This window comes from Lacisediminimonas sp. (genome assembly GCF_030645335.1).
GTDB lineage: Bacteria > Pseudomonadota > Gammaproteobacteria > Burkholderiales > Burkholderiaceae_D > Lacisediminimonas.
On record NZ_JAUSNH010000163.1, the window covers coordinates 1 to 11,552 of the forward strand.

The window sequence follows — 11,552 nt, forward strand, 5'->3', positions numbered from 1 at the left end:
GGTGTACATGCTCGCGCGCAAGGACAGGTAGCCCGTGCTGACGGCCGCCAGCGCCAGGCAGCTAGCCTCGGCCACCCGGCGGGCACGCGCCGGCAAGCGTTCGATCAGCAGCGATACGCGCACGAAGTCACCGTGCTTGAATGCGTGCGCCATTGCAAAAAAAGCCGCCGCCGCACACAGCCAGGAGGCAATGTCGTTGACTGCGCCCACCCGCAGGCTCAGTGCGCGCCCCACCGCTCCGCCGATCATCAGGATGAAGATCAGCAGCACGCAGGTGCCGGCCGCAGCGCCGGCGGCGTCAAACGTGCGGTTCAGCCAGACCCGCACCCGGTGCTCGCCCGCCACCGGGCCTGCCCTCGTTCCAGCATCCGTCATGCACTCCCCCTTGTCGGCCTCTGTCGTGCCCTTGTTATCGCGCCGCCAGGACTACTGCTTCTGTACGTTGGAACGCGTGATGATGTCGCCGTACTTTTTCATTTCGGACTGCATGAAAGCCCCCAGCTGCTGCGGGTTCAGGTAGCGCGCGGACAGGCCGCTATCCTCCAGGCGCTTCAATACCACCGGATCTTTCAGCACTACCGCCATGTCGGCAGAAATCTTTTCCACCAGGGCCGGGTCCATGCCCTTGGGTCCATACAGGCCGAACCAATTGGCGATCTCGAAATCCTGCAATCCCATTTCCTTGGCCGATGGCACATCCGGCATCAGTGGGTCGCGCTGCATGCTGGTCACCATCAGCGGCTTCAGGCGGCCGCTCTTGATATGCGGCAGGATCACCGGCGGCGTCGAGAAAAAGATGTCGATCTGTCCGCCGACCAGGTCGGTCACCGCCGGCGCTGCGCCCTTGTACGGCACATGCGTGAGCGGCATGCCGGTCTGCAACTGGAAGTATTCGCCTGCAAGGTGCTGCTGGCCACCGGTGCCGGGCGAACCGTAGGTCACGTTCTGGCCCTTGCGCTCCAGCAGTTCCTTGACCGATGACACCGGCAGCTTGGGACCGGAAACCAGGAACAGGTTGGCGCTGGAGACCAGCGCGATCGGCGTCAGGTCGATGCCCGGGTCGTAGGTCATCTGCTTGTAGATCAGCTTGTTGATCGACACCTCGGGTGTGTAGGCCAGGAGCAGCACGTGTCCGTCGGCCGGCGCGCGCACCACGCGCTCGGCGCCGATCATGCCGCCGGCACCGCTCTTGTTCTCCACCACGACCTGCTGCTTCCAGCGCACCGACAAGGCCTGGGCGACGATGCGTGCAATCACATCCGTCGCCCCGCCCGGCGCATAGCCCACGGTCATCGTTACCGCCTTTGCGGGGTAGGCCGCCGTCTGCGCATGGGCCGGCGCCAGCAGCGCGCCAGCCAGGCCAAGCACCATTGCCAATCTCTGCAGGTTTTTCATGATTGTCTCCTTTGATAGGGGTGTGCTGCTTCGTGGCAGTCACGTTTGTTTTCCAGCTCCGGTAAATTCGATGAGGGCGCGATTGAACACATCGGCCTGGTCGTATTGCAGCCAGTGCGCCGCATCCGGCACGATGCGCACTGCGCCTGCCCCGAGCACGGCGTCGATGCGCGCGCGCCGGCCTTCGAGGTCATTGCTGTGGAACGGATCGCGCGCACCGATCAGCACCATGGCCGGACATTGCAATTGCGCCAGCAGCGGAATCATTTGCGAAGCCTTGGATATCGAGCGGGTGACATAGCGGCAGCGCGCGATGCTGTCACCGATCAAGTCCACCAGGGCGTCATCGATCAGCTGGTGCTGGCATAGCATCAACTCGCGCAGCGACCCGTTCACGCCGGCGCGCTTGCCCTGTTCGCGCGACAGCGCCGACAGCCGTGACGGCAGGGCCAGTGCTTCCGGCGTGCGCTCCCCGACGCCGGGCAGGTTGACCAGCGTCACCGAGCGCACCCGCTGCGGCTGCGCCAGCGCCAGCTGGACGGCGACCAGCGTGCCGAATGAAAATCCAGCCAAGTGCGCCGAGGCGATGCCGAGCCGATCCATCATCTCCAGCACCACCACAGCCTGTTCTTCGGGCGACAGGCAATGGCCGGGGTCCCATGAGTCGCCAAAGCCGGGAAGATCGGGCGCGATCACCAGCCGCTCGCGGGCCAAGGCGCCGATGTTGCCGATCCAGTGCGCCCAGCAACCAAAGCCGCCGTGCAAAAGAATGACGGGAGCACCTGCGCCTGCACGCGTCACGCGCAGCACGCCGCCGCTGGTCGCCAGGTCTTCATGGACCGGCACTGTGCCTGATGCTTCCAATGCTGGCGCGCTCATGCAGTCCGCCCCGCCGCCAGCCTGGTGGATCCTTGCACTGCCTGCCGACGCCATTGCTGCATTCCCATGTTCCATCCCTTCTCGCTGCCGCTCACTGGCGGCTACAGTCGTATATAAACCGCTTTCTTTTCAAGGAAAGCCTCGATGCCCTCGATGCTGCCCTCGCGCCCCCATCCCGATTGCCTGGTGCCGCCGAACGGCATCGACTTGTCCGCCCCGCCATAGAAATTCACCCAGACATTGCCGGTGTTGATGCGCTTGGCAGCCAGGTGTGCAGTACTGATGTTGCTGGTGAAAATGCCCGCACCCAGGCCATAGGGCGTGGCGTTGGCCAGCGCCGGGACATCCTTTAAATCGTTGAACGGCATGGCGCACAGCACCGGCCCGAAAATTTCCTCGTTGACGATGCGCATGGCATTGCCGGTATTGGCAAACACCGTCGGCTCCACGTAGTAACCATCGCCTTGCGGGGCGTGGCCGCCGGTAACCAGTTCGGCGCCTTCTGCAATCCCGCTTTCGATGTAGCCGAGCACGGTTTCGTGCTGTCGCTTCGAGATCAGCGGACCCAGCTCGGTCTTTTTGTCGAAGCTGTCGCCCATCCGCATTTTTTTGGCAATGTCGGCGATGCCAGCCACCACTTTGTCGAAGGAGTTTTTCTGGATGTACAGCCGCGACCCGGCATAGCAGATCTGTCCGCTATTGGAAAAAATTGCCGCTGCGGCGCGGGGAATGGCGATGTCCATGTCGGCATCGTCGAACACGAACACCGGCGACTTGCCGCCCAGCTCCAGCGTCAGGCGCTTCAGGTTGCCGGCGGCCGCATGCACCAGTTGCTTGCCGACTTCGGTCGAGCCGGTGAAGGAAATCTTGTTGACGTCCGGATGGTTCGCCAGCGCAGCGCCGGCGTCCTGTCCATTGCCGGTGACGACATTGAGCACACCCGGCGGTATGCCCGCTTCCAGCGCCAGGCGGCCGATGAAGAGCGCGGTCAGCGGCGTCTGCTCGGCCGGCTTCAATACCGCGCTGCAGCCGGCGGCCAGCGCCGGCGCGATCTTGTTGCATGCTGCTGAGAATGGCGAGTTCCACGGCACGATCAGCCCGACCACACCAACCGGTTCCACCAGCGTATAGGCATGGAAGTCCGCCCGCTGGCCGGAAATTTCGCTGGTCACGCCATGCAGCTTGGTGCACATGCCGGCGTAGTAGCGAAAGCCGTCGATCGCCCGTTCAATGGCGCGCGTGATCAGGGAAATCGGCATGCCGTTGTCGATGATCTCCAGCTCCACCAGCTCATCGATATGTTGTTCAAACAGGTCCGACAGGCGCCACAGGATGCGCTCTTTCTGCACCGCCGACATGCGCGCCCATGTGCCCTTTTCGAAAGCGCGCCGCGCTGCCTGCACGGCCAGGTCAATATCGGCGGCGGCGCCTGCCGGCACCCGCGCGAATTCCTTGCCTGTCGCCGGATTTTCAACCGGGCTGGTCTTGCCCGACACGGCGTCCACCCACTGGCCGTCGATCAGCATTTTCAGCGGCTGCTGCACAAAGGCCGGTAGCGGTCGCTCGCTGCTAGTTACTGCGATCATCATCTTCTCCTGATCTCGTTATCTTTAGGTCTTGGTCCGGCCCAGCATGGCCATCAGTGCCGGCAAGTCTTGCTGCCGGTCAAAGCGCGACAGCATTGAAAACAGTTCACCGGCGCGTCCCGGCATGACCGGCTCCACCAGTGACGTAAATTTGGCCTGCATGTCTTGCCAGCTCATCGGCCGGCTCGGATTGCCCAGGGCCAGCGGCGTATGCGCGCTCAGCCGGTCGCCATCTGCGACCATGACCAGCAGGCGCGCTTCGGTCAATGCGATTTCTGGCGACGGCAGCAGTTCGACCACCGCCAGCAACTCGCGCAAGCGCGGCTCGGCCACGGATGCGGCGGTGAAATCGGTTTGCATGGCGGTGCGCCCGCACAACGACAAGGCGGTGCAAAAAGCCAGGCTGAATTTGCCTTCGAACGGCGTGGCCGGCGCCGGCTTGCCGGCGAGCTGGATTGCCAGCGGATGCACCAGCACCTGGATTTTCGCCACCGGCCGGCCAGCCAGCTCGGGTGCCAGTTGACGACCGGCATCAATCACCGGATGGGTCAGCAGGCAGGACGCGTAAGGCTTGAAAGTGTTGCGCGTGATTTCCCAGCCATCACTGAAATCGACCGCATGCACTTGCACCGACTTGTCCTGCACCAGCGCCCGGTCCAGTCCGGCGCCGGTTTCCAGCAGGTCCATGCCGGCCGGGAAACCTTCGCGCGCCATTTGCGCAGCCAGCACGCCATTCATTGCCGCCTTGCCGGCATGGAAGGGTTTGGCCGGCGTACCGAACGAACCGGTCAGTCCCGCCACCTGTGTCGCGGCCAGGCCGAGCGCGCGCCGCACACCGAGATCATCGAGCCGGTACAGCACGGCCGCCGCAGCGACTGCGCCCAGGCAGCCGAATACGCCGGTGGCATGGATGTGTCGCTCGTTGACGGCCACGCCCAGCCCGGCATTGCCGACCCGGCCGCCGACTTCAAAACCGGTCACATAGGCTTGCAGTATTTCCTGTGCCGAAGCGCCGCACTCGTTGCCCACGGCCAGCGCGGCGGCCAGCGTGGGCCCGCTCAGGTGCGCGATCGAGCCGACGTGGGTATCGTCGAAGTCCAGCGTATGCGCCATCGTGCCGTTGACCAGCGCCGCCCCGGGCGCGGAGCTGACCCCGCCCAGCAATATTCGAGACGCGCCCTGCCCCTGCCAGCCCTGCACCACGCGCTTGAGGGCGGCGACCGGCTCCTGGCCCTCGGCGCCAAGCGCCACGCCAAACCAGTCGACGATGCCGAACAAGGCCGCATTCATCACGTCCGGGGGCAAGGGACGCTCGCGCGTGCCGAGCACGAAGCGGCTGAGCGCGTCCGTATTGGGTGTCCGGGTCGTTTGGTGATGGTCTGCCATATTGCGCTTTCGGATCCTTGGTTTTATTGGTCTTGCTGTTGCCAGGGCTGCGCACTGCCAACCGAGGCGTTGTCGGCGCCGAGCACCGGTGCAGGACGGCGCTCGTGCCGCAACAATCCGCTGGCGGCCAGCGGATTGGCCAGCACCGGTATGCGGCCCTCGACCGGATGGTCTACCCACTCGATGACGCCGCGGGCGCTGGCATGCGCGCTGGCCAGCGCCTCGTCAGGCGAGTACACCGGCACGATGGGCACATTGTTTTCCACCATCCACGCGACCAGCTCGTCGCGCCCGCGCGACGCGCACAGGTCGGTGATGGCGTCGCGATAGTGGCGCGCGCGTTCGCCGTGGTCGGTGTGCCGGTCTTTCGGCGTTTCGGCTTCGTGGATCAGGTCTTCGCGCCCGATCAGGCGGCAGAAGTGGTGCCAGATGCGCGCCTCCAGCAGCGACACGGCAACCATCTTGCCGTCCTCGCAGCGGTAAATGTTGTAGCGCGGATTGCCGCCCCACAGCTCCATCGACGTGGTGGTGTGCTTGCCCGAGGCGCTGGCCAGCGCCGCGCCGTTGGAAATGCTCGACATGGAAAACAGGCTGTCGAACATGGAGATGTCGAGATAGCGGCCTTCGCCGGTAGCGTCGCGCTGGCGCAAGGCCGCCAGGATGCCGATGATGGCGTAGGACGCGGCGGCATAGTCGCCGGCCAGGAATCCCGGCAAGGGCGGCATGTCGGTGGCGGCGCGTCCCGCGGCCAGCACACCGGTGGTGGACTGGATGATCAGGTCGTGGCCTGGAATGTTGGCGAACGGCCCGCTATGGCCATAGCCCGTGATCGAGCAATAAATGATGCCGGGATTGGTTTTCTTGATGAACTCATAGTCGATCTGCAGCCGTTGCGGCACGCCATCGCGGAACGATTCGATCACGACATCGGCGCTGGCCAGCAAGCGGTGCACGGTGGCCAGGTCGTCCGGGTCCGTCAGGTCGAGCGCTGCGCTGCGCTTGTTCAGGTTCACCGTGTTGAAGTAGACGCTGGTTTCCTTGAAGTTAGGCGAGTTGTGGCGACCGTAGTCGCCCACGCCCGGGTTCTCGACCTTGACTACGTCGGCGCCGAGATCGGCCAGCATCTGCGTGCACCAGGGTCCGGGCAGCATGTGGCTGAAATCGACGACGCGGATACCGGCGAGTGCGCCGTTGCCTGGTTTGCGAAGTGCCGCGTGGTCGCTTGGTTTCATGGCCATGATTGTTTCGCTTGTCTTTGCTATTGTGTTGCGTTGTGTTGTGTCCGGCTGCCTGCAATTTTTCGTTCCGCATTCCGGTGTGCAGCGCCGTGCATCAGGCCTGCCGCACACCGGAGCCGAGCGCCTACTCCAGTTTTTTGGCGACTTCCGCGCCGTCCGGACCGGCCTTCTTGATCCATTCATCGATCATCGGCCTTGCCACAGCGCGCAGGTCGCGCAGCATCTGCTCGCTTGGCTGCGTGATCGTCAGTCCTTTTGCGGCCAGTGTTTTTTCCGCTGCGGCGCCGGCATCCTGGCTGGCTTTCCAGCCGCGCACTTCGGCCAGTGCTGCGGCTTCTTTCACGGCGGCCTGGGTCTTGGCGTCGAGCTTGTTGAATGCATTGCGGTTGACGATCACGAAATTCTTGTTATGCCAGGCGCGCAGGTCGAGGTAATGCTTGACGTATTCCCACGCATGCGTGTCCACGCCGGTCGTGGGCGAGGTGATCATGGCCTGGATCACGCCGGTTGAAAATGCCTGCGGGACCTCCACCGATTCCACCGTAGTGGGCGTGGTGCCCAGCCGCTCCGCCAGCCTGGCAGTGGCCGAGTTGTAGGCGCGCATCTTCAGGCCCTTGAGGTCGGCCACCTGCTTCATCGGCGTCTTGGAATACAGGGCCGTGCCGGGCCAGGCCACCGAGTACAGCAGCATCAGGCCGGACTTTTCAAAACGTTTTTCGAGGAAGGGCTTTTGCGCCTTGTACAGCTGCATCGCCTGGTCATAGCCGACGGCCAGGAACGGTATCGAATCGGCTTCGAACATGGGGTCTTCGTTGCCGTACACGGACAGCAGGATTTCGCCGATCGGCACCTGGCCAGTGCTGACGGCGCGCTTGATTTCCGGTTGCCGGTACAGCGTCATGCTGCTGTGGACCACGATTTCCAGCTGGCCATTGGACAGCCGCTTCACATCTTCGGCAAAAGCGCGCACGTTCTTGGTGTGGAAATTGCCCTCGGCAAAGCCGGTCGCCATGTTCCATTTCGTGGCGGCAGCAGCCGGGCCGGCCAGCACCGCCGCCAGCGCGGCTGCAAGCAATAGATTCCTGCGTTTCATTGTCGTCTCCTCTTTGGTTTTTCTATGGTGTTTGAGTTTGTGTCCAGGCCGTGCGCCCAAGGTCGATCATTCAGCGGCCGCTGAATTTCGCTTCCCGCTTTTCCAGGAAGGCAGAAATACCTTCATGCTTGTCTGCCGTGCCGTAGATGCCGGTGACCAGTGCGTATTCATAGTCGACGCCGCTGGCCAGGTCCATTTGCATGCCGCGCTGCACAGCGCGCTTGGCGAATGCCAGGCTGATCGGCCCGCGTTTTTCATACACGGCCACCATGCGTTTTGCCTCGTCCAGCGCTTGCCCCTGTTCCACCAGCCGCGTGATCAGGCCGATGCGATAAGCGTTTTCGGCGTCGATCGGTTCGGCGGAAAAAAGAATGTCGAGGGCGCGGTCCGGCCCGACCAGCCGCGGCAGCCTCTGGGTGCCGCCAAAACCGGCCACGGTGCCGATGCGGGCGCTGGTGATGCCATAGCTCGAACCCTTGGCGCCGACCCGCAAATCGCAGGCCATTGCCAGCTCGATGCCGCCGGTAATGCAGAAGCCTTCAATGGCAGCGATCACCGGCTTGTCGAGCGCTTCAAGCTGCGCGCACAGGCGGTTGGCGCGGCCGAAGAAGGCGTCGCCGTCGGCCACCGACTTCACTTGCAGGGCCTCGTTCAGGTCCGCGCCGGACGAGAAAAATTTCGGCCCGCCGGTGAGGATGATGCCGCGCACCGACGGTTCCTTGTCGGCGCCCATTGCAGCGTCCCGGATTTCGTCCATGGTCTGCAGCGACAGCGCATTGCGCCGCTCCGGACGATGGATCGTGATGATGAAGGCTGCGCCATCCTGTTCGGTCTTGATGTTGTCGTAAGCCATGTGCTCAAACTCCTGTCTTGGTGTGTCGGTTCGTCATTGCTGCCCCAGGATCCGCAGCGGGCCGAGGATCGCGCCATTGTCGCGGCCCAGCGCGGGCCCCGGGCGGCGCACCATCGGCGGCGTGCCGAGCAGGCGCATCGGCACCGCCAGCGCTGGCCAGCAGCCACGCTCATCTTCTATCGTGAAACAGAGCCCGCGCTCGGCAGTCCGGGCAGAGGCCAGCACCTCGGCCGGCGTTTGCACCGGCGTGCCGCCGAACATCGTCACAAAGTCGGCGCGCAGCATGTGCTGCGCACGCGCGGCCAGGCTATTCGCATCGGTGCCACTGCTGCCATCAGGCCCATGCAGCGCGCCCTCACTGGCCGATCCCTGCATCAGCACTTCGCCGTCCATGCACTGCACGATGCGCCCCACCGCCTGCTGCGGCTGGCTGCGGTTCCATGCACACTGGGTCGACCAGGCAACGATGTCCTGCATCGACAGGTCGATGAATTGGCCCTGCCCGCTCCTGGCCCGATATTCAAGCGCCGCCAGCACGGCGACCACAGCCATCGCCGCACCCAGCACGTCGGCATACGAAATGCCGGCCTTGAGCGGCATGCCGCGATCGGTGATCAGCGACATCAAGCCGCCCATGCCCTGCACCACGGTGTCAAACGCAGGCCGGCGCGCATACAAGGAGGCCGCACCGAAGCCTGAAATGGCGCAATACACCAGTTGAGGATTGATCTGGGCGATCTGCGCCGGTGACAGGTCGAATTTGCCCAGGGTGCCGGGCTTCAGGTTCTCGATCAGCACATCGGCGGAGACGATCAACTGGCGCAGGCACTGGCGGTCCTCGGCCAAGTTCAGGTCGATCGTGATGCTGCTTTTGTCTGAATTCGATACGGTATAGAACAGGCTTTGCCCATGCTGCAATGGGGCCCATCCGCGCGATGCCTCGCCGTCCGGCGGTTCGATCTTGATCACGCGCGCACCCAGTGCCGCCAGGCAGCGGGCGCCGACCGGCGCCGTGGTGTAGTGCCCGATCTCCAGCACGCATAGCCCTTGCAACGGCGGCCGCGTGGAGCGGACAGTGCGCACCTCGGCGGCCGGACGTCGCTGCGCCAGCAAGGCCAGCAGCGCTGCGTGACCGCTGCCGCGCACCGGCACAGCGGTCAGCGCCCGGCCTGGCGTGCGGTCCATGCGCAAGGGCGAACCGGGCGCGGCCATCGGCATGTCGCTCGCCACATCGCCATGCAGCTGCGTGATCATGCCGCGAAACAGCAGGTTATCTTCCTGCGGCAATTGCGCAACCGTGGTGATCGGCCCGGCCGGTACGCTGGCGGCATTCAGCGCCGCCACGCACCCAGCCACCGCTTGCGGGCCTATCCATTGCTGCACCAGCTGGTCCACTTGCGCAACGTGCGCGACCCGGCTGGCGGAGCTGATGAAGCGCGCATCCTGCGCAAGCTCGGCCTGCCCCATTAGCTCGCACAGCCGCTGCCATTGCACATTGCTGCCGGTGCAGATCATGACCCAGCCATCCTGCGCGCGGTACACATTCCACGGCGCCGACAGGGTGTGCAGGTTGCCCAGCCTGGGCTGGCCGGGCGCGGGCACACCGTCCGCCGCCAGCAGCCGCGAGAAAAACGAGGACATCGCCGCGAAGCCACAGTCGTACAAGGCCATGTCGATATGCTGGCCGCAGCCACCCAGGCGGGCAGCGCGCAGCGCAGCGACGACGGCGCCCGCGGCCTGGGTGCCGGCCAGGTATTCAATCAGCGGAATCGGGATCGGCACGCACGCGCCGTCGCGCAAGCCGGTGGTGCACAGAATGCCCGTCAGCGCCTGCAACTGCAGGTCGCTCCACTCACGGCCATCGAGCGAGGCCTCGCTGCCAAAGGCAGTGATGTCGCAGCGCACTTGCGCGCCTTGCCTGGGCGGCAGGCTGGCAGTGGCGGGATCGACCGCGCAGTCGCTGGACTCGATCACCACATCGGCCTGTTGCAGCAGCCGCTCGAACAGGGCCTTGTCCTGGAAGCCGGCGTGATCCGGTGCGAACGACAGCTTGCCAGCAGCAAACTGGGCGCGATCGGTCCATTTGCCGCTGCCAGGCAAGGCGCCGGCCGGCTCGATGATGACCACCGTCGCACCAAGCTGGGCCAGTAGCGAACCGCACACGCCCGCACCAGTGCGCGCGCCGATTTCGACCACCAGCACGCCTTCCAGCGCGGCCGCAGCCGTGGCCGCTGCCGTGGACGAACCGGCAGAAGCCTGCGCTGCCTTGGTCGATGGGTTCATTGCGCTGGCATGCACACTGGCTATTGCACGCCGCCGGGGTCGCGGTAGCGCGGCTTGCGCTTCTCGCGGAAGGCGGCGCCTGCCTCTTTGGCTTCATCGCTCTGGTAATACAGCACGACGGCATTCATGCCGGTCTGCGCAATGCCCTTGATGCTTTCGGTGTCGGCGTTGAAGGTCGACTTGGCGATCGCCAGTGCGGTCGGCGACAGCGCCAGGATTTCCTGGCACCAGCGCTCGACTTCGGCGTCCAGTTCGGCGTCCGGCACCACCTTGTTCACCAGACCCATCGCCAGCGCTTCCTGTGCCTTGTAGCGCCGGCACAGGAACCAGATCTCGCGCGCTTTTTTTTCGCCGACCACGCGCGACAGGTAAGCGGTCCCGAAACCCGGATCGACGGAGCCGACGCGCGGGCCGACCTGGCCGAACTGCGCGCTCTCGCCGGCAATGGTCAGGTCGCATACGGTCGCCAGCACATTGCCGCCGCCTATGGCATAGCCGCGCACTTTGGCAATCACCGGCTTGGGCACATCGCGGATCGCCGCGTGGATCTGGTCGAGCGGCACGCCGATGATGCCGCGGCCATTGCGTTCGGACTTCTTGTCGCTGGTGTCGCCACCGACACAGAAGGCGCGCGTGCCGGCGCCGGTCAGCACGATCACGCCTATTTGCCGGTTCCAGCCGGCCTGCAGGATCGCATCGGCGATTTCTTCATACATGCCGACCCGGATCGCATTGAGCGAATCCGGCCGGTTCAGCGTGACTGTCGCCACGCCGTCCTTTTCTTCGTACAACACGTCGCGGTATGTTGGCTGGTCCATTCCTGCTCCTGTGTTATCCAT

General features: G+C 64.6%; 10 protein-coding genes. All 10 read right to left on the reverse strand.

Features of this window, described 5'->3' with window-relative positions:
- Nucleotides 1-375: TRAP transporter small permease subunit (locus tag Q7T64_RS11270; RefSeq protein WP_304795558.1), on the reverse strand; the 375-nt coding region annotated here is incomplete at its 3' end.
- Nucleotides 376-426: 51 nt separating this feature from the next.
- On the reverse strand, nt 427-1,395 hold the full coding sequence (locus tag Q7T64_RS11275) for a tripartite tricarboxylate transporter substrate binding protein (protein WP_304795560.1): 969 nt from the start codon (nt 1,393-1,395) through the stop codon (nt 427-429).
- A 39-nt stretch (nt 1,396-1,434) separates the two neighbouring features.
- Nucleotides 1,435-2,274, reverse strand: coding sequence for an alpha/beta fold hydrolase (locus Q7T64_RS11280; RefSeq protein WP_304795562.1), 840 nt, complete (start codon nt 2,272-2,274; stop codon nt 1,435-1,437).
- Between the two features lie 101 nt (nt 2,275-2,375).
- Entirely contained in the window at nt 2,376-3,860 is a 1,485-nt protein-coding gene (locus Q7T64_RS11285; RefSeq protein WP_304795564.1) for an aldehyde dehydrogenase, read from the reverse strand.
- Between the two features lie 24 nt (nt 3,861-3,884).
- The gene (locus tag Q7T64_RS11290; RefSeq protein WP_304795566.1) at nt 3,885-5,246 is read right to left on the reverse strand and encodes an MmgE/PrpD family protein; all 1,362 of its coding nucleotides are present in this window, start codon (nt 5,244-5,246) and stop codon (nt 3,885-3,887) included.
- A 23-nt stretch (nt 5,247-5,269) separates the two neighbouring features.
- Entirely contained in the window at nt 5,270-6,478 is a 1,209-nt protein-coding gene (locus tag Q7T64_RS11295; RefSeq protein ID WP_304795568.1) for a CaiB/BaiF CoA-transferase family protein, read from the reverse strand.
- A 130-nt stretch (nt 6,479-6,608) separates the two neighbouring features.
- Complete coding sequence (locus tag Q7T64_RS11300) at nt 6,609-7,577, reverse strand: TRAP transporter substrate-binding protein (protein WP_304795570.1); 969 nt, start codon at nt 7,575-7,577, stop codon at nt 6,609-6,611.
- Nucleotides 7,578-7,647: 70 nt separating this feature from the next.
- Nucleotides 7,648-8,430 (reverse strand): enoyl-CoA hydratase/isomerase family protein, encoded by a 783-nt coding sequence (locus Q7T64_RS11305; RefSeq protein WP_304795572.1) that lies wholly within the window; start codon nt 8,428-8,430, stop codon nt 7,648-7,650.
- 33 nt (nt 8,431-8,463) lie between these two features.
- Entirely contained in the window at nt 8,464-10,713 is a 2,250-nt protein-coding gene (locus tag Q7T64_RS11310) for a CoA transferase (protein ID WP_304795575.1), read from the reverse strand.
- A gap of 20 nt (nt 10,714-10,733) precedes the next feature.
- Entirely contained in the window at nt 10,734-11,531 is a 798-nt protein-coding gene (locus tag Q7T64_RS11315; protein ID WP_304795577.1) for an enoyl-CoA hydratase-related protein, read from the reverse strand.
- Nucleotides 11,532-11,552 lie beyond the last annotated feature (21 nt).

Bases quoted from the DNA above. Each gene is read 5' to 3' on its own strand.
- Q7T64_RS11275 (WP_304795560.1), bottom strand. From the start codon at position 1,395: ATGAAAAACCTGCAGAGATTGGCAATGGTGCTTGGCCTGGCTGGCGCG.
- Q7T64_RS11280 (WP_304795562.1), bottom strand. From the start codon at position 2,274: ATGAGCGCGCCAGCATTGGAAGCATCAGGCACAGTGCCGGTCCATGAA.
- Q7T64_RS11285 (WP_304795564.1), bottom strand. From the start codon at position 3,860: ATGATCGCAGTAACTAGCAGCGAGCGACCGCTACCGGCCTTTGTGCAG.
- Q7T64_RS11290 (WP_304795566.1), bottom strand. From the start codon at position 5,246: ATGGCAGACCATCACCAAACGACCCGGACACCCAATACGGACGCGCTC.
- Q7T64_RS11295 (WP_304795568.1), bottom strand. From the start codon at position 6,478: ATGAAACCAAGCGACCACGCGGCACTTCGCAAACCAGGCAACGGCGCA.
- Q7T64_RS11300 (WP_304795570.1), bottom strand. From the start codon at position 7,577: ATGAAACGCAGGAATCTATTGCTTGCAGCCGCGCTGGCGGCGGTGCTG.
- Q7T64_RS11305 (WP_304795572.1), bottom strand. From the start codon at position 8,430: ATGGCTTACGACAACATCAAGACCGAACAGGATGGCGCAGCCTTCATC.
- Q7T64_RS11310 (WP_304795575.1), bottom strand. From the start codon at position 10,713: ATGAACCCATCGACCAAGGCAGCGCAGGCTTCTGCCGGTTCGTCCACG.
- Q7T64_RS11315 (WP_304795577.1), bottom strand. From the start codon at position 11,531: ATGGACCAGCCAACATACCGCGACGTGTTGTACGAAGAAAAGGACGGC.